12 protein-coding genes, 4 pseudogenes and 1 other annotated feature are annotated in these 18,714 nt (G+C 64.4%); of the genes and pseudogenes, 10 read left to right on the top strand and 6 right to left on the bottom strand.

The window, feature by feature from the left end; all coding sequences use genetic code 11:
- Positions 1-312: 312 nt before the first annotated feature.
- Positions 313-1,209 carry an IS1595 family transposase gene (locus NBY65_RS01250; protein WP_250265613.1) on the bottom strand — a complete coding sequence of 299 codons (897 nt, stop codon included), beginning with the start codon at positions 1,207-1,209 and terminating at the stop codon, positions 313-315.
- A gap of 116 nt (positions 1,210-1,325) precedes the next feature.
- Between NBY65_RS01250 and tnpC the strand changes: the two are divergent.
- Positions 1,326-2,573 (top strand): annotated as a pseudogene (gene tnpC, locus NBY65_RS01245) (IS66 family transposase); the annotation flags it as partial.
- A 24-nt stretch (positions 2,574-2,597) separates the two neighbouring features.
- Here tnpC and NBY65_RS01240 read toward each other — a convergent pair.
- Complete coding sequence (locus NBY65_RS01240; RefSeq protein WP_408904183.1) at positions 2,598-3,008, bottom strand: IS66 family transposase; 411 nt, start codon at positions 3,006-3,008, stop codon at positions 2,598-2,600.
- Positions 3,009-3,244: 236 nt separating this feature from the next.
- On the opposite strand from NBY65_RS01240, the gene NBY65_RS01235 reads away from it, so the two are divergent.
- A protein-coding gene (locus NBY65_RS01235) for an IS630 family transposase (protein WP_150045868.1) occupies positions 3,245-4,308 on the top strand; the annotation gives its coding sequence in 2 pieces (ribosomal slippage) (positions 3,245-3,737 and positions 3,737-4,308; 1,065 coding nt in all).
- A 31-nt stretch (positions 4,309-4,339) separates the two neighbouring features.
- Positions 4,340-5,746: pseudogene (locus tag NBY65_RS01230) on the top strand (IS30 family transposase).
- A gap of 7 nt (positions 5,747-5,753) precedes the next feature.
- Here the strand turns inward: NBY65_RS01230 and NBY65_RS01225 are convergent.
- Positions 5,754-6,691: pseudogene (locus tag NBY65_RS01225) on the bottom strand (IS3 family transposase); the annotation flags it as partial.
- Positions 6,288-6,404 (bottom strand) — a sequence feature (AL1L pseudoknot). (Overlaps the previous pseudogene by 117 nt.)
- A 50-nt stretch (positions 6,692-6,741) precedes the next feature.
- Here NBY65_RS01225 and NBY65_RS01220 point away from each other — a divergent pair.
- The 7 genes and pseudogenes from NBY65_RS01220 to NBY65_RS01190 form a co-directional block, all read left to right on the top strand.
- Positions 6,742-7,032, top strand: a pseudogene (locus NBY65_RS01220) (transposase); the annotation flags it as partial.
- A 582-nt stretch (positions 7,033-7,614) separates the two neighbouring features.
- Positions 7,615-7,989, top strand: coding sequence for a hypothetical protein (locus NBY65_RS01215; RefSeq protein ID WP_150045190.1), 375 nt, complete (start codon positions 7,615-7,617; stop codon positions 7,987-7,989).
- Between the two features lie 30 nt (positions 7,990-8,019).
- On the top strand, positions 8,020-9,738 hold the full coding sequence (locus NBY65_RS01210) for a hypothetical protein (RefSeq protein ID WP_203330721.1): 1,719 nt from the start codon (positions 8,020-8,022) through the stop codon (positions 9,736-9,738).
- A 340-nt stretch (positions 9,739-10,078) separates the two neighbouring features.
- Positions 10,079-10,426 carry a hypothetical protein gene (locus tag NBY65_RS01205; protein ID WP_150045189.1) on the top strand — a complete coding sequence of 116 codons (348 nt, stop codon included), beginning with the start codon at positions 10,079-10,081 and terminating at the stop codon, positions 10,424-10,426.
- 7 nt (positions 10,427-10,433) lie between these two features.
- On the top strand, positions 10,434-11,951 hold the full coding sequence (locus tag NBY65_RS01200; protein ID WP_150045188.1) for an XrtA system polysaccharide chain length determinant: 1,518 nt from the start codon (positions 10,434-10,436) through the stop codon (positions 11,949-11,951).
- A 37-nt stretch (positions 11,952-11,988) separates the two neighbouring features.
- Positions 11,989-12,843: a P-loop NTPase family protein gene (locus NBY65_RS01195; protein WP_150045187.1), complete on the top strand. Its 855-nt coding sequence runs from the start codon at positions 11,989-11,991 to the stop codon at positions 12,841-12,843.
- A 6-nt stretch (positions 12,844-12,849) separates the two neighbouring features.
- Entirely contained in the window at positions 12,850-14,559 is a 1,710-nt protein-coding gene (locus NBY65_RS01190; RefSeq protein ID WP_150045186.1) for a TIGR03016 family PEP-CTERM system-associated outer membrane protein, read from the top strand.
- A gap of 37 nt (positions 14,560-14,596) precedes the next feature.
- On the opposite strand, the gene NBY65_RS01185 is transcribed toward NBY65_RS01190, so the two are convergent.
- From NBY65_RS01185 to NBY65_RS01175, 3 genes are all read right to left on the bottom strand, one after another.
- Positions 14,597-15,811 (bottom strand): trans-sulfuration enzyme family protein, encoded by a 1,215-nt coding sequence (locus NBY65_RS01185; protein WP_150045185.1) that lies wholly within the window; start codon positions 15,809-15,811, stop codon positions 14,597-14,599.
- 90 nt (positions 15,812-15,901) lie between these two features.
- Entirely contained in the window at positions 15,902-17,068 is a 1,167-nt protein-coding gene (locus NBY65_RS01180) for an aminotransferase (protein ID WP_150045184.1), read from the bottom strand.
- 236 nt (positions 17,069-17,304) lie between these two features.
- Positions 17,305-18,684 (bottom strand): MFS transporter, encoded by a 1,380-nt coding sequence (locus tag NBY65_RS01175; protein WP_203330720.1) that lies wholly within the window; start codon positions 18,682-18,684, stop codon positions 17,305-17,307.
- Positions 18,685-18,714 lie beyond the last annotated feature (30 nt).

The following is an 18,714-nucleotide window of genomic DNA, read 5'->3' as shown; positions in this document are numbered from 1 at the left end:
CCCGGAGCGCGACACGGCCATCCAGCTCGCCGTCTCAAAAATCCCGCTTTCCGGTTCGATCGGTGCACCTGCTTTCCCGTCCCGACCTGGCAGTGCCCCGGCCACGGCGCGCAGCGAAGGGGAAGAGAGGAGCAGAGCCGCTCGGAGCCACGCGCAGCACTGCGAGCATGGCGAGAACGGCGAGCACCGGACCTTCCCCGCAGCGAGCCCCGTGGCCAGGCTCAGCCCTGGTTGGAGGTGAGCCACATCCGAACCACGCACCGTCAGCACAGTCGGGATAGGGGAATATTCGTTACGAGAGACAAGCGGCAACTACGTTGACACGCACCGCCGCGCGTCTTCCCGCCAGGCGGCTTCCTGGGCATAGCGGAGGAGATACGGCCCGGCGATGTGGTGGTGGTGCCCCAGCTCGCTGCGGCGCAGACGGGAAAAATAGGACTCCGCGCCGTTGGTGCAGGCGCCCCCGATGCTATAGCCCTCCTGGTGGTTGACACGCCGCATCGGAAAGTGGGCATGCAGCCTGTTCCAGGCCGGGCTCTCGTCGGCATGCAGCTCGGTGGCTTGGGCGATCCGCTGGGAAATGATCGGCAGCACAGCTTCCTCGGCCGGCACCACCTGCACCAGCGTGGGGCCGCGGCGTTCGCGCATCACCACGACGACCTGGCGCTTGCCCGACTGGTTCTCGGCGAGTCGCCGGTCGACCCGGTTCGCCGCTAGATTGGCTGGCCGGACATGGCCGCCGAAATAGGCGCCGTCGAGCTCGACCTCACGTCCTGCACCGCCGATGCGCAACGCCTTCGTGCTGGACGCCATTGCCTCGCGCATTTTGTGCGCCAGGACGAATGCCGTCTTATGCTGGACATCGAGCTCACGGGAGAGCGCGAGCATGCTGTGGCCCTTGACCTCGTTGCAGAACGCGACGACGGCCAGCAGATAGGTGCGCAACGGCAGCTTGTGGTGCGCAAACAGCGTCCCCGAAGTAATGGAGAAATCGCCGCGGCACGCTTTGCAACGCCAGCGCGGCCGGTCCGGTGATCTCGGGCAGGCGTAGCAGATCATGCAGCCGCAGCCAGGGCAGACCGGCTTGCCGTCGGTTTCAGGCCAGCGGAGGCGCACGAACACGTTCACCACGCCGCTATCCGACATGCGCATGACCTTCGCCGTACTGAGCGAGCGTGCCGCCGCGGAAAGCAGGAAATGTTGCGCCATGGCCAGCCACCTGCAATGATCCCAACCCTTTCCTGCCAGAAGCCCGGCAGGAGTACAAGGCTGATTTCGCTCGTGGCGGCAGCTCCATAATGCCGGAGATATGAATCAAAATCTGGATGCCGACCCCTCCTCGCATCCGGCTGACTGAGGCTGAAAAGGACGCGCTGCTGTTGGAGCAGGCGGCGCTGATTGAGCGCATGGCGGCACGGATCGCCGAGTTGGAAGCGCTGGTCGGCAAACCGCGGAAGACGTCGTCGAATTCCAGCCTTCCGCCGTCCCAGGATGGCCCGGGGCACAAGAACCGGGAGCGGAAGCGGTCGCGCAAACCCCGCCCCTCGCGACCTGGGGCGGCGCGGCCGCTGGCGGACACGCCCGATCAGACGGAACGCTGCCTGGTCGAGGCCTGCCCGCATTGCGGGGCGGCCGTGGCCGAGACGGCGCAGCAGTGCCGCGAGCGCTACGACCACGTCGACCTTCCCGCCGTGCGCCCGGAGGTGACGCGGGTCGAGGTGTTCGGCGGACGGTGTCGCGGTTGCGGCCGGCGCTATCGCGCCCCGACGCCGGCGGGCATGCCACCGGGCACGCCGTTCGGACCGGGGATCCACGCCCTGCTGGCCTACCTGCACCACAGCCATCACGTCGGCTTCGAGCGCCTGTCGCGGATGTGCCAGGAGCTGTTCGGGCTTTCCATCTCGGAAGGGGCGATCGCCAATGCCTTCCGCCGGATGGCAGGCAAGCTCGACACGGCTTGCGCGGCCATCAAGGCGAAGCTGCTGCAGGCCCGCGTCATCGCCTCGGACGAGACCACCACCCGCATCGACGGCGTCACCCATTGGCAGTGGGTGTTCGTCTCCGAGCAGGCGATCCTGCACGAGATCGCGCCAGGGCGGGGACGCGCCGTGGCCGAGGCGGTGCTCGATGGCCACCGGCCCGAGGTATGGGTTTCAGATCGCTACGCCGGGCAGCAGGAACTGGGCCAGACCCATCAGGTCTGCCTCGCCCACGTCCTGCGTGACGTGCAATACGCCATCGACTGCGGCGACACGGTGTGCGCTCCGAAGATCCGCGACCATCTGCGCTGGGCGATCCGGATCGGCAAGCGTCGACCATCCCTCAAGGACAGCACGCTCGCCGTCTACGCCGGCCAGGCCGAGCGGCGCCTGGATCGCCTGCTCGGCATACCGGCCGCTCATCCGGCCGGACGCGAATTGCAGCGGCAGATCAAAGCCTGGCGAAACAAGTTCTTCGTCTTCCTGCATGACCGGCGCGTTCCGCCGACCAACAACATTAGCGAGCAGGAAATCCGGCCCTCCGTGGTGTTCCGCAAGGTCACCAACGGGTTCCGCTCAGCCTGGGTAACCGGGGCAAAACCGCGGGTAGCAGGCTGATCAGGCAGGCTGACCGCGGCAGCGGATGAGGTCAGCGAGGGGGGGAATGACTGGCGCGTTGGGCACGCCGAGCCTGGCGCCGAGATAGTCCCAGAAGGAGACGCAGAGCTTCTTGCAGGTCTTTCCGAGCCCGAGGAAGGCGTCGCGGCAGTTGCGCCCGGTGTCGGTCTTGGTGCCGCCGCTGACCTGGCGCTTGGTCACCTGGCAGCGGATGTCGTTCTCCGACCCGTTGGTGTGGAGCGGGATCTCGGGGTGATCGAGCACCATCAGCAACTCGGCCTTGTTGGCGTGCAGCCGCTGCAGCAGGCGATCGAGCGTGGCAAAGCCGGTGGTGCGCAGGAAGATACGATCGAAGCGGGCTCGTAGCTCGCTGCGCCGGCGTGGGGTTGGATCGCGGCGGTAGGCCTTCAGATCGGCATAGTATCACCAGATCAGACTGCGGACGATCTGCTGGGCGGCGCGCTGTTGGTCGGTGAACGTCTCCAGCTTGTGCACCAGCCGCTCGGCATGGATCCAACACAGGGCGTGCTGGCCGACGTTGAACTGGCTAGGGCCTGTTATACCAATGCCCGTGGATGACAACTCGTTTGGGGGTTGCCCGACGCGGGTGAGATCGGATTCAAGATGGCGAACGAAGGAGGTTCGCCATGACACGCCCCCTGCTCTTGCGAGGTGATTTTGACGCGATGTCGGTCCGTGCGGCGGCCCGGGCCGCGAAGGACGGGGGACAAGCCCGACGTCTGTTGGCACTGGCGGCGATCTACGAGGGGTCGAGCCGAACGGAGGCGGCGAAGATCGGCGGGGTGACGCCGCAGATCGTTCGAGACTGGGTGGTGAAGTTCAACGCGGCTGGTCCGGCGGGGCTGATCGATCCCAAGCGGCCGGGGCCAGCGCCTCTGCTGACTGCCGAGCAGCGTGCGGCATTGGCGGCGGTCATCGATAGCGGGCCGATCCCGGCGGTGCACGGTGTGGTGCGCTGGCGGCAAATCGATCTGTGTCAGTGGGTGTGGGAAGAATTCCAGATATCGGTGTCGCGGCAAACGATAAGCCGGGAATTGCGGGCGATGGGCTTTCGCAAGCTGTCGGTTCGGCCGCGCCATCATGCCCAGGCCGAAGGAGCAATCGAACATTTTAAAAAAGTTTCCCGGCCCGTCTGGAGGAAATCGCCGCCGAGACGGGTATCGCCCCTGAGCGAATAGAGGTCTGGTTTGCTGACGAAGCCCGGGTTGGCCAGAAAAACAAGCTCACCCGCCGCTGGGCCCGACGGGGTACTCGACCCTCTGCACCCCAGGACCAGCGCACGGCGTCCACCTACATCTTCGGCGCCATCTGCCCTCGGGAGGGCAAGGGGGCAGCGCTGGTTCTGCCCCGATGCAATCTCGATGCGATGAATCTGCATCTGGTCGAGATCGCCGCCGCCGTGGCGCCTGGTGCACATGCCGTGCTGCTGCTCGATCAGGCGGGATGGCATACCTCAGCGCGCCTCGTGGTGCCGTCCAACATCACCTTGGTGCCGCTGCCGCCGAAATGCCCTGAGCTCAACCCCACCGAGAATATATGGCAATTCCTACGTGACAACTGGCTCTCGAACCTAGTGTTCCGCTCCTACGAGGCTATCGTCGAACACTGCTGCGACGCGTGGAACAGGCTCATGGATCAGCCTTGGCGGATCATGTCCATCGGACTACGCGACTGGGCACATCGGTTCTGACCCGTGGGCATTGGTATAAGGGGGGGGTGCGATGAGGAGTAGGCGCCGACGCTCGGATCGGGCACTACGTGCCGTATTGAAGCGGTCACCTGGCCGGCCGGGTGTGGCGCAGCGCGAGAACCGGAGGCGGTTCTGGGCGGCGATCGCATTGGGGCGGCCGAGTGAGGCAGCGGCGATAGAGGTCGGCGTGTCGCAGGCGGTGGGTGCCCGCTGGTTCCGAGAGGCGGGTGGCATGGCACCGAAAATACTTGCACCATCATCGAAGCCGCTGTCGGAGCGGTACCTGTCATTTGCGGAACGCGAGGAGATTGCGCTGTTGCGGACTCAGGGCTGTGGGGTGCGGGAGACTGCCCGGCGACTGGGGCGAAATGCATCGACGATCTCGCGTGAACTGCGCCGCAATGCCGCGACGCGCGGCGGTGGTCTGGAGTATCGGGCCACGACGGCGCAGTGGCATGCCGAGCGGGCTGCGCGCCGTCCGAAGCGTGCGAAGCTGGTGGCGAACCCGGTCCTGCGGAAATATGTTCAGGACCGATTGGCAGGCGAAGTTGCTGGCCCGGTCGGGGCCGCGTTTTGCGGGCCGGTCGTGCCCTGGAAGGGGCGTCGGCACGGGCCCAGGCAGCACCGCCGTTGGGCAAGAGCGTGGAGCCCCGAGCAGATTTCCCAACGGCTGCGGCTCGACTTTCCTGGTGACGAGACAATGCGCATCAGCCACGAGGCCATCTACCAGGCGCTCTACGTGCAAGGCCGCGGCGCGTTGCGGCGCGAGCTGACCGCTTGCCTGCGAACGGGGCGGGCGCTCCGCGTGCCACGGGCGCGCAGCCGCGGACGGGGCCAGTCGCACGTCACCCCCGAGATCATGATCAGCAAACGTCCGGCAGAGGTGGCCGACCGGGCGGTGCCGGGACACTGGGAGGGGGACCTATCCTGGGACTGGGCAGCTCGGCGATTGGTACGCTGGTCGAGCGCACGACACGGTTCACCATCTTGCTTCACCTGCCTCGCATGCCGGGCCACGGAGACGGCGATCGCGTGAAGAACGGGCCTGCGCTCGCCGGTCATGGAGCCGAGGCGGTACGCAGCGCCATTACACGCACGATCGCGAGCTTGCCTCAGCAATTGCGGCGATCCTTGACCTGGGATCAGGGGCACCGAGCTGAGCCAGCATGCGCAGCTGCGGATCGACACTGGCGTGCAGGTTTATTTCTGCGATCCGCACAGCCCCTGGCAGCGCGGAACGAACGAGAACACCAATGGGCTGCTGAGGCAGCATTTCCCGAAGGGCACGGACCTGAGCACTCACAGCGCGGCAGCTCTCGCCGCAGTGGCCGCGACGCTCAACAGCCGGCCGCGCAAGACACTTGGATGGAGAACGCCTGCCGAGGCATTTGACGAACTGCTGAGATCGGCGCACACGGGTGTTGCGACGACCACTTGAACCCAAGCTGGACGCCACGGTCGCTGTGGTGGATCAGGCCGCCGTTCGGGACCGGACGACGATCGTGCAGAGCCTGCTCGAGTGCATCGAGAACGAAATCCGCACGCGCGGTGCGGGAAACTCGCCAACCGACGATACGACGGGCAAACGCATCGATCACAAAGGCAACGTAGATGAAGCCTTGCCAAGTTGCCACATAGGTAAAGTCGGAGAGCCACAGGGCATTTGGTCGTGGTGCCCCGAACTGCCGGTTCACCCGATCGGCTGGGCATGGCGTCGCTGCATCACGTGTCGTGGTCTTGATCGTTTTTCCTCGCACCGCGCCCTGCAGGCCCATCTCACGCATCAGGCGCGCCACCGCACAGCGGGCGACATCGATCCCTTCTCGTTGCAGCTGCCGCCAGACCTTGCGCACCCCGTAGATTTTGAAGTTCTCGTCAAACACACGGCGGATCTGCACACGCAGAAACACGTCCTGGCGAACACGAACTGGTGCGCGGCCGGGATCGGCGCGTCGCGCAGCATGCTCATGATACGTCGATGGGGCGATCGGCAGAACCCTGCAGATCGGCTCGACCCCATAGGCGTCACGGTGATCGTCGATAAACGCGATCATGTCCTGGACCGGCGGTCGAGCTCCGCCAGGGCAAAATATGCAGATGCTTTACGCAGAATCTCGTTCGCCTGCCGCAGTTCACGAACTTCGCGCTCCAGAGCCTTGATCCGCTCGCGCTCCTCCGTGGTTGCACCTGGCTTCAGCCCTTGGTCCCGCTCCGCCTGCCGTACCCAGCCTCGCAGCGTTTCCCCCGTACAGCCGATCTTGGCCGCAATCGAGGCTATCGCCTTCCACTGTGGGCCGTGCTCGTCGGTATGCTCCAGCACCATCCGCACCGCGCGGGCACGAACCTCCGCCGAATACCGCGTCGATGTCTTGCGCTTCTCCATCGCTCCATCCTCTCAAGGATTGGAGCCTCCGGCAATCCCGGGGCGGTTCAGACCGTGACGCACTGCTGACCTTCTACGACTTCCCAGCCGAGCACTGGGATCATCTGCGCACATCGAACCCGATTGAAAGCGTGTTCGCCACCGTTCGCCTACGCACGGTGCGGACCAAGGGCGCGCTCTCGCAGGACACTGCCCGCCTCATGGTTTTCAAACTGGTGATGATGGCTGCCAAGACATGGCGCCGCCTGAAGGGTGAGAACCAGTTGCCGAAGGTCGTCCGAGGTGTCAGATTCCGCAACGGCCTTGAGGTCATCGAGGCCCCAGTGCAGACCGCCGCCTGATCGGGCCGTCACCCAATTTCCAGCATAGCTCCCTCGTAAGCCGGACGAAGCACATCACGCTCCGCGAAAGCCTCCCGCACGTAGGCGATCAATCCATTGCAAGGCAATATTATACAGAAGCACATCAGGCAAGCATGCGCATAGGGACGGACAATGAGCGCATACGGTGTACCCCCGATGAACCAGATCTGTCCCCTTGGCGCATATGGACGCCGACCGCCTGGGTATGACCATGATGAGCGGGAAGGCGACGGATAGCTCAATCCATGCGAATTACTGTCTCGATCTGGTGGCTCTGCTCGGGTCATTTGTTTCTGATGCTTTGCTGCCCGTCACCGGAGCGGTTCCCGCACGAGGCACACCAGGCATGGTAAGTGTGTTCAGCGACTTGCTGCCAGATTGCGGTTCCATAATGTTGCGCGAGGCTCGGCATTTGCCCGAGCCGTGGCTGTAATCGCTGCACGCTCTGACGATGCACATCTCCTCATACTTTTCGTTTGCGCTGGCCTCGGGCCTCAGCAAGGTTGCTGCCGGATCAGGGACGTCGCCATCCGTCTCAATGGCAGGGGAGGGGGCCTGCTGGTGACGGTTGGTATCCTTGCCCATAACGACGGACACCTGCTCATTGATACGATCGCCTTGGTGCTCGCGAAGTCGTCCCTGTCCGAATTAGCGGCAACAGGGTGGGGTGAATTCAAGATGATCGCCGTGCCAGACGGTCGCGTGCTCGCCATGGCAACAGGTGCTGGGCGCGTGTTCGACGTTGTGGTACCGTGCGCCGCACTGAGCCGGTTCGGCGTACTCTCCAGGGTCCAGGCGGTGATATTCTCTTGGCCTTGCACATTGCTATTGCGCTCGATCTTATCGCGCCTGTTGCACCGACCCGGCAGCTGCGGCAGCGCAGGGTCATCCACCATGGGTGAAAGAGCGATGATCAACCTGAAGATCGTCCGGTAGGCAGGGATGGTGGCACCGACGCGACGGCACGTGATCACCACGACAGGCATCCTGGCGACCGCTGGCGTTGCAGGCGGCCTTGGGCGCGCCAAGGGCGCAACCGCGAATGAGCAGCGAAAGCCGCTACCTCGCTTGCCGATCGGCATGAACCTCTCAGGCATCGCCGATTATGATCCCGGCTTTCCATTTCGTAATCTGATGTGGGGGGCGCGGCCCTGGCTCACCACGAACCTTGAATGCTGCGGTCCTTGGGATACCGAGCAGATTGCACATTTCGAGCTGGACGCAAACGGCTATCCCCTTGAAGCACCTATCCGCGTGCCGGCATCCTCCGAATGGCAGGTTCCGTTCACGGTGCTGCCGAACGTGCGACGTCCGGGACGCTACGTGCTTCTGCATGAAGGCACGGGCAGCTTCGCCGGTGTCATGAACACAACGGTGCTGAGCGCGCAGCCCGGGCGTGTGTTGCTTGACATGAAGCACAATCCCACCCTTCTGGAAGGCATCGTGATCACCCGCTCCAAGCGGGGTGATCATGTGCGCAACATCCGCATCGTGGCGATCGAGGACGAGAAAGCCGATCTCGCTGCCAATCCGTTCCTGCCGGAGTTCCTCGACTTCTGCCGTTCCTTCCACTGTTTGCGCTTCATGGACTGGGCGGTGACCAACGGCTCCCTGGAGGAGGAGTGGGGCCGCCGCAAACGCCCGGACTTCTACACCATGGTGGGCATAAGCGGCGATCCCGACGGGACGTGGGGGCCGCCGCCGAGCGCATTCGACTATCGCTTCTCGGGGGGGGTTGCCATCGAAGTGATGCTCGAGTTGGCCAACATGCTGGGAGTGGCGCCGTGGTTGTGCATCCCCCACCGGGCAAGCGACGAGTATATCGCCGAATACGCGCGCCTCACCCGAGCCAAACTCGACCCGCGCCTGCCGATCTACCTCGAATATTCCAATGAGCTTTGGAACTGGGGATTCATCCAGAGCCATTGGATGCTACGCTCGACGCTTGCTGGCGACATGGTCAAGGCGAAGGGCGTACAGCCCTGGGAAGACGAGGGCACCCGCGCCGGCACGGCGCATCCGGAGCGTATCGGCGCACTGTTCCGGCGGGCCTTCGCAATCTGGGAGCGCGAGTGGACCGGACGCGATCGGGCAAGGCTGGTGCGAGCCTGCACCGTGCAGCACGCTTACATCGACGCGGCGCGACGCACTGCTGAATGGTGCGCCCGGAACGGGGGAGCCGACGTGCTTGCCCCGGGCGGCTATTTCGGGCCAGGCGAGGTCGAGTATGCCGCCTGGGCCGCCAAGGGTGCGAAGCTGAGTGCCGATGACGTGATAGCCGATATGCGCCGCGTCTTGAAGCGCGACACGATGCCATGGACGCGCGCTCAGGCTGGCATCGCGCAGGTATACGGCCTCGGCTACGCTGTCTACGAAGGTGGTCAGCATCTGCAGCCAGCCAATCAGGAAGAGCTGCCCTACAACCCTGCGCTTGCTGCCGCTCAGGTCAATCCCGGCATGTATGACCTTTACGTGGAGGATCTGCGCCTGCACCAGGAGATCGGCTGCCGGCTGTTTTGCGCCTATTCGAGCGTCAGCCAGCAGGGCACCCGCTATGGCAGTTGGGGTGCCAAGGCAAGTTACCTGCAACCCCTGGCACAGGCGCCCAAGATGCGAGCCCTGCTCGAGTGTAATACGCAGCGCGTCGCCACCTCCAGGCCTGGCGGTCGCGCGGCGTATGAATAGCAGTCAACCGAAACGATTTAGATAAAATAATAGCAATACTATTCATTCGAGAACGCGGTATCACGATTCTTGCAAACAATGATGACTTTTTTTCCAAATATATCTGTTGTGATCTTGATAGTGTTTGCCAGTTGTGGCGAAAATCCTGCTTTGGATGATGCTTCGTGCTGACTGCTCACGGAGATAAGGGCATTGCCGTCGCGAAGGCAGCGGTTCAGCCCGATGCATACGCGATCGATGTCTGGCGCCAGCGACAGATCGTCGTCCGCGACACGCCGCAGCTCAGCACCGAGGTGCCGGTGCGTCCGGAAGGCTGTATCGCCCTCCGCTCGTTTCCGGGATGTCTGCGGTTGGTAAAGCGCCGGGCGCGCCAGCGGCCGACATGGCCGGGCGGCCGGCGGCATATGCCAAGGAGCCGAAGGTCCCTGTCATTGGCGGGACGTTCGAGAGGCCATTCAACAGGCGGGTGTTCGTCATCAATGAGGTCACACAGCCACCGGCGATCGCCTGTCGTGACCACATTGCCGCCCTTGACGTCATGATCATGGTCAGGCGCATGACCGACTGCGCCACGGACAATGGTGCCTTCCTGGTGCGGGGCGCTGACCTGCTGAAGCACGGTGACGTCAGTCAGAACATGGAGGTGGAGCCCAACGGCATCCTGGTTATTCCACAGGGTCGGTTCTAAGGAAGACATGTCCAACATCCGCGCGCTCTGTTACCCCTACCTGACGATGGCATGGCGCCACCGCTGGTGGTCGGTCGTGCTGGCATGGTTGATCTGTGTGCTCTGCTGGGGCGCGATCATGCTGATCCCCAGCAAATATGAGGTGAGCGCGCGTCTCTACATCGATTCAGACGTGGTGCTGACCCCGCTGCTGAAAGGCATCGGGCTGGAAAGCGCGCCTGCGAACCAGATCGACATGCTGCACCGTACGTTGCTGAGTCGCCCGAACATCGAGACACTGATCGCGCGCACGAGCCTTAAGTCGAGTGTCGCCAGTCCGGCGGCGATGCAGATGTTGGCCTATCGGTTGGCCAACGAGGTGAAGGTGGTAACACCTGCCAAGAACCTCTTCTCGGTGACTTACAGCGACAGTGATCCGGTGCGGACCTACGAGGTGGTCAACAGCCTGCTTGCCATCTTCATTGAGAGCAGGTCGGCGTCGAGCCGCAACGATATCGATGGCGCCCGGCGCTTTCTCTCCGAGCAAATCGATATTTACGCAGAGAAGTTGAAGAAGGCGGAAGTACGTAAGAAAGAGTTCTACGACAGCTATGCGGATCTGCTGCCGGATCCGGCAGGCGGTCTGTCGCATCTTGACACTGCCATCGCGCAGGTGGCGTCGCTGAAGACGCAGCTCGCCGATAATCGGTTGAAGCTTGTCGTTTTGAAAAAGGAACTTATGAACACGCCCTCCGCCCTCAGCGTGGCGCCGGATGGGGCGCGCGCGCGTCCTGGTCCCACGGTTGCCGCCAGTCCGGACCTGACGCGGGCCGAACTGAATCTTGAAGCGCTGCGGCTACGCTACACCGAGCAGAATCCTGATGTTGTGCGCGCGCGCGAGTTGGTTGCTCGCCTGCGAGCCAGCGGTCTTGGCGTAAACGCTGTCGATACGGCCGCACGCGTGATCCCCAATCCTACCTATGAGCGTGTGAAGAACGACATCGTTGAAGCGGAACTCGCCGCTGCCTTGTTGACACAACGCCTGGCCGCAATGACGCAGGAGCGCGATCGCCTCCAGGCCATGAGCCGCGAAAAGCCGAACGTGCTGAACGACTACGTCACCATCAAGCGCGAGTACGAGGAGGCCTATAACGGCCATGCCGAGCTGTTGCGGCGGTATGAAGCGATGCGTCTGACCGAGGCCGCGGATTCCGGCGGTGACAAGTCCAAGGTCAAGATCGTTGATCCTCCCGTCGTGCCGTTGAATCCGATTTTCCCCAGGCGCCAGATGCTGGCCACCGCCGCATTGGCACTGGGGCTCTGCGTTGGGATCGGTCTGCCGCTGGTGCTCAAGCAGTTCGATCGTTCCTTCCACTCGTTGATGGAGCTTGAGGATCTCGGCCTTCCGATCGCCGGCGGCATATCGGCTATCAACAAGCCGAGGCCGCTGCTCTGGCGGGCAGTGGATGTCTCTGCCCTTTCCTTCGCTCTGCTGGCCCTGGTGGCGACGAATTTTGTGCTGATCTTACGGGTTTTCGAGGTGTGACGTGAACAAACAGCCTCCGAATTTGAGACTGTCTGTGTTGCCACGTCTTGACGAGGACGTGGCTGCCTCCCGCGATCCCGACGGGGTGCCGCAGGACGAGGTGCTGGCACGGGAGAAGGGCGCCACGCACCGGCAACTGCCGATGACTGCGGTCCCGTTCCCACCAAGCAGTCGCCGGATCGATTTGCCGGCCATGCTAAAAGGCGGTCTCGCGACGGCCGGTAAGGCGCGCTCGCGCATTGCCGAGGAATTTCGTGTCACTGTCGTGCGCGCTCTGCACTACCTCCGGGAAGGACGTGCGCCGGAGGCGCTGCCCAACGTGATATTGGTCACCTCTGCCATTCCGGGCGAAGGCAAGACGTTTACCGCCTTCAATCTGGCGGCCAGCATCGCGGGCAACTGGCTGGGCGATGTGTTGCTGGTGGATACCGACACGAAGCTGGGCTCATTGAGCAGCCTGCTCGACGTCGGCACAGCGGCCGGACTGCTGAACTATGCGGCGGACGACAATCTGTCGCTCGGCGATCTCGTGTTTCAAACCGGCGTGGCGGGCCTGCATTTTCTGCCGATCGGAGCCTCCAATGCGACGGCCGAGGACGGCAGCGTCGTCCGGCCGATAGGAACGGCGATCGAGCGGATCTCGCGCGAACTGCCAGGCCACATCATCGTTCTCGACTGTGCCCCCTGCCTGTCGAGCAGCGACGCTGTCGCCTTCGCTCCGCTTGCTGCTGAAGTGATCATGGTCATTGAGGCCGGGAGAACCCAGCGCAGCGAGATCGACATATCGCTGGAACTGATCCGGTCGTGCCGGAACATCAGCCTGGTGCTGAACAAGGTTCGCTTTACCACGACCGCGACATTCGGCGCCTATTATCACGGCAGTGAGTCATAGCGCCGGATGCCGCAGGTCATTTGGTGTCCCCTGCGAGGCGTGCTGCTGGCAGCGCTCAGTTGGCCGGCGGTGGGGCTTGCGCAGCCTATGGGATTACAACAGGACATGATGCAGCCAGGGGTGCTGCAGCCCATGGGGTCGGCGCAAACGGGCATCGGCGCGGGGCGCGCAGGGCTGCGGCAGCAGGTGGAGGGGCTGTTCAAGGCACCGGCGGACGAGAGCGCCCTCACTGAGGGGAATGCCCCTGACGAAGAGGGCGAGGCAGAGAAGAAGATAGCGCCGGCCTGGCAGATCTCGCCGTCCATAGGCCTTGCCGGCGCCTGGACCGACGCGGCGCCGGCGGGAGGCGGCAAGGCTCGCGACAGTTGGATTGGCGTCTTCGAGCCCACACTCCTTGTGAACGCTAACGCGGACCGCATCCGGGGCACCATCAACCTGGCCCCGACGCTGCAGTACTACACGAATGTCTCAGGCCAGAACGGGTTCGATAACAACTTTGATGCGAACGCTCACCTCATCCTGTGGCCGGAGCATGCCTTCATTGATCTGCAAGGTTTTGGTGTGGTGCAGTCCACGCTGGGCGGGGTTGGTCCGAGCGGCACGACGATACTGAACCGCCAGTCGGCCAACCAAACATACAGCTTTGCAGCAACGCCATACCTGCGCGAACAGTTTGGCGACATACTGACGGCCGAAATCGGCACGAGGCTCAGCTACACTTCTCAGGATCCCCTCAGCAAAACCCTGTCGACGACCGCGGCGAGCAGCAATTCCTATGAGTACATGAACTCTCTGCGTGAGTTCATGGTCTTGGCACTGGGGCCTGCTTTCGGGCGCACATCGGCGGCGCTCACCGCCTCGGCAACGCAGATGGACGGCACCGGTGTGTCACAAAACGCTCACCGCAATACCATCCTGCTTGATCTTGGCTACGGCATAACACGCAGCTTTACCGTGCTTGCCACGACGGGCTACGAGGACATTGCCTACCACACCGTGCCTCCTTACCGAGTGAACGAGGGCGTCTGGCGGGGGGGATTCCGCTGGGCGCCCAAGCCCGACAGTTCAGTGATCGTAACCTACGGCCGGCAGTACGGCGTCACCGCGCTGCGCCTGGACTCAAGCTACGCTGTGACAGAGCGTCTCCGCTTCTATGCGCGATATAGCGAGGACGTGACTTCCGCGCTGCAGGACCTGCAGGATGCAGTCAATTCCTCGATTCTTGATCCGTTTGGTAACCCCGTTGATCCGGTGACCGGCGCGCCGCTGCTGTTAAGTAATAACTTCTTTGGCTCGCAATTGAACAACGTGCTCTACCGGACGACGAATGGTTCGGTCAGTGCGGCGCTGCTGTTCGATCGCGATACCATCGCGCTGACGGGCACCTACCGGCGACAAAAGCCGATCGGCTTTGCTCCGAATTCGGGCCCACGCTTCAATTTCGCGCCCGGGAGGGATTTGCTCGGCTCGATCCGCTGGGAGCACGACGTAAATTCCAACCTGCGCCTCAACACCTTTTTGGAGTACGGCACGCGCAGTGGCACCAATTCCACCAAGGCCGGGGATACCAATCTGTTCGTCGGCTCGGTCTCAGTGACCTACGCGCTGAGCGACGCGACACGCCTGCGGCTGCAGTACAGCTACTCCAACGAGCCAACGGGACTCTCGAAGGGCGTAACGAACATTGTCACCGTCGGTATTCGCAATGATCTCTGAGTGACCGGAGATCGGGGGCCACCTCAGCCTGTCGAGGTCAGCCGCGTTGCTGGCTGGCCTCGAGCGCCTGCAGGATGTCCTCGATGATGTCCTCCGGGGTCTCGAGGCCGATCGAGAGCCGGATCAGCCCGTCCGAGATGCCGTGCCGGTGCCGTTCCTCGGGCGGATAGGCGGCATGGGTCATGCTGGCCGGATGCTGCACCAGGGTTTCGGCATCTCCCAGGCTCACCGCCCGGTGGGCCAGGGTCAGTTGGTTCATGAAATGGCGACCTGCCTCAATGCCGCCTGAAAGCTCACAGGCGAGCAGGCCGCCAAAGGCGCGCATCTGCCGCGCAGCGATGGGATGGAACGGGCTCGCCAGCAGGCCGGGATAGAAGACTTGCCGCACCGCCGGATGTGCCGCGAGCGTGGCGGCGACCGCCATGGCCGAGGCGGAATGGCGCTGCACCCGCAGCTCCAGCGTCTTCAGCCCGCGCAGCAGCAGGAAGGCCGTCAGCGGTGCCATCGTCGCGCCGGTGAGATAGCGCAGGCCGTGGCCGCGGATCTGGGCGATGTCGGTCTGGCTGCCGACCACGACGCCGCCGAGCAGATCGCCATGGCCGCCGAGGAACTTGGTGGCTGAATGCACCACCAGGTCAGCGCCCAGCTCGATCGGGCGCTGCAGCACCGGGGTCGCAAACGTGTTGTCGACGATGACCCGCGCCCCCGCCGCGTGCGCCTGCGCGGCCACTGCGGCGATGTCGATCACGCGCAGATTGGGATTGGCGGGCGTCTCGAAATAGACCAGCTTCGGCCGGGTGCGCAGCGCCTGTGCAAAGTCGTCCGGGTCGGTCAGGTCGGCGACCGTCACGGATACGCCGAAGCGGGTCAGGCCACGGGTGAAGAAGACGTAGCTGTTGCCATAGAGCGTCTGGTCGATCACCACCCGGTCCCCGGCGCCGAGCAGCGTCCACAGCGTGGCCGAGATCGCGGCCATGCCGGAGGCCAGGGCAAGTCCCGCCTCTGCGCCCTCGAGGTCGGCGATGCGTGTTTCCAGGATCGTCTGGGTCGGGTTCCGTGTCCGACCATAGACATAGCCGGGCTTTTCGCCGGAGGAGATCGCCAGCCCGTCCTCGACCGTCTCGAAGGCATAGGTCGACGTCATGAACACCGGTGGCGTCAGCGCGCCATGGGCGCTGGCGGGATCGTATCCGACATGGATGGCGCGGGTGGCGAAGCCATGAGGTCGGCGGTTGGAATCGGACGTGGTCATGCCGGGATTACTTTCATGCCGGTGCCGTGGCTGCTGCCGGAATCCGGCCTGACAGCCTGCATGTTGCGTGTCGATGCGGACCTGCCTGGATCAGGCGGCAGCGCGGTGATTGCCCCAGGCGCGCAGGCGTGACGCCGCTTCGTTCAACGTCTCAGCCCGTTTGGCGAAACAGAACCGGATCAGGCGGTGCATGTCGCGCTCGGCATAGAAGGTACTGACCGGAATCGCCGCGACGCCGGATTCACGCAGCAGTTGGTCGCAGAACGCGACATCATCCTCCGTGGCCGCCTGCGCACTGATATCGACGCAGAGGAAATACGTGGCTGGACAATCAAGCACCGTGAACCCGGCCGCGCGCAGACCGCTCGCCAGCCGCTCCCGCCGTTCCTGCAGCGTGGTGCGCAGGCCGTCGAAATAGGCGTCGCCGAGGCGCAGCCCCGCGGCCACCGCGACCTGCAAGGCCGGCGGCACGGTGAAGGTCAGGTAATGGTGCGCCCGCGCCACCGGCCCGAGCAGCGCCGGCGCTGCGGTCAGATAGCCGACCTTCCATCCCGTCACCGAGAAGCTCTTGCCGGCCGAGCCGATGCGCAGGCAGCGCCCGCGGGCCTCCGGCAGCGTCATCAGCGAGCGGTGGCGGCGGCCGTCGAATGTCAGGTGCTCGTAGACCTCGTCGCAGATGGCGACCAGATCGTGGCGTTCCAGCAGCCCGGCCAGGAAGGCCAGTTCGGCGTCATCGAAGATCTTGCCGCAGGGATTCATCGGCGTGTTGATCACCACTGCACGGGTGCGCGGGGTGATCGCGGCGATGATCCGTTCCCGCGGCAGCGTCCAGTCGGGCGGATCGAGGCGCACCGGCACGGGAACGCCGCCGGCCCGCCGGATCATGCTGCCATAGCTGTCATAGGCCGGCTGGAAGACGATCACCTCGTCGCCCGTCTCCAGCAGCCCCAGGAAGGAGGACGCCAGAGCTTCGGTGGCGCCGGACGTGACCAGCACCTCGGTGGCCCAGTCCGTGTGGATGCCCTGGAAGCGCAGATTGGCCTCGGCGACGGCCTGGCGCAGGGTGGGCAGGCCGAGCATCGGCGGATATTGGTGCGGGCCGCTGTGCAGGGCCGCGGCGGCGACTTCGATCAGCTCGGGCGGTTCCAGTGCTTCCGGAAAGCCCTGGCCAAGATTGATGGCACCGAGTTCGATGGCCAGCCGCGACATCGCCTCGAAGGCCGAGGTGCGGCCATCGGCGAAGACCGGATTCACCATGGCAGGATCGTGCCCGGTCGATCGGCTGTGAAGGACGGGGACGCAGGCGTTTGGTGGGCCAACGACGGGCACAACATCGCAGGAGGGTCCATTGCAGGGTCTGCCGGACCGACCGCCCAGCCGGCTGGAGATTTGGTCTGGTATCCATCCATGTCAAGTAATTAGTAATTTTAACGAGAAATAACTGTTAAATTTTGCGCATCGGGCCACCTGTCAGGGAGGGCCGGTTCCGTCGCTCAACGCCGCATCAGGCGCAATGAACTCAGCACGGCCCCCAGCGCGCCGAAGCCAACCGCCAGCATCAGAGCCGCCAGTACGCCGCGGCCGACCCCGGCCGCCTCGGTCAACGCGAACACCAGGCTGACCAGGGCCGCACCACCCGTCTGCCCCAGCAGCCGGGCGGTGGCCAGGATACCGCTGCCGGCGCCGCTCTGTTCGCGAGGGATTGCACTCAGCATTTGCCGGTTATTGGGGGACTGGAACAGCGCGGTGCCCACGCCTGCCAGCGCCATCCGCCATGTCACCGCCGCCAGCGAGGCATCGGCCGGCATCGTCGCCAACAGCGCCAGGCCCAGCGTCATCACCATCAGGCCGATCCCACCCAGCAACCCCGCCGAGGCCCGATCGGACAACCATCCCGACAACGGTGCCACCACGGCCACCGCAACCGGCCAGGCGGTCATCATCAGCCCGGCTTCGGCCTGCGAGCGCCCCATCATGACGATGAACCCGAACGGCAATGCGACCGAGGCAAGAGTCTGCGCCAGGAACGAGCAAACCGAGGTTGCCACGGAAAGGGCAAAGACCGGCCGCCGGAACATCTGGATGGGGAGCATCGGCTGGGCCAGCATCAGTTGGCGGCGAACGAACATGCCCCCCAGCCCGAACGTGGCGACGAATTGCAGCACCACCAGCGGCGCCGCCTCGCCATGGCTCAGCCCGTTGAGTCCGGTCGTGAACAGGCCGAACGTGGCCGCGCTCATGACCGCGCTCGGCAGATCGAAGCCGTGTCCGGAGGCCGGGCTTTGCGGCAGGCTTCGCAACATGGCCAGCGCGGTCAGCCCGAAGGGCAGGTTGAGCGCGAACAGCCAGGGCCAGTCGGCGACAGCCAGCACCGCCGCCGCCACCGACGGACCCGCCGCCAACGAGGCGGCGACGATCAGCGAATTCATCCCAAGCCCGCGCCCGAACATCCGTGCCGGAAACGTGGCCCGCACCAGCGCCACGTTGACGCTCATCATCCCCGCGGCGCCAAGCCCCTGCACCACGCGCGCGGCGATCAGCGCGCCCATGCTCGGTGCCATGGCGCAGGCCAGCGAGGCAGCGGTGAACACGGCGAGCCCGATGCCAAAGACCCGTGCCAGGCCATGGATATCCCCCAGCGAGGCAAAGGGCAGCAGGGTCATCAGCACGGCGATCTGGTAGGCATTGACCACCCACACCGCCTCGGCCGGCCGCGCCCCGAGATCATGTGCCATCGCGGGCAGGGCAACATTGGCGATCGCGCTGCCGACCACTGCCATGGCGAGGGCGATCGCGATGGTCAGCATCGCACGCCGGCGTTGCGGCGCGGGCAGGCCATCTGCGTATTCCATGGCGGCGCGTTGCGGCGTCATGGCCGGTTCACTGTCCCCGGGAACGCAGGG

It is taken from the genome of Rhodovastum atsumiense, assembly GCF_937425535.1.
Lineage (GTDB): Bacteria > Pseudomonadota > Alphaproteobacteria > Acetobacterales > Acetobacteraceae > Rhodovastum > Rhodovastum atsumiense.
This window is presented reverse-complemented; position numbering and strand designations above follow the sequence as displayed.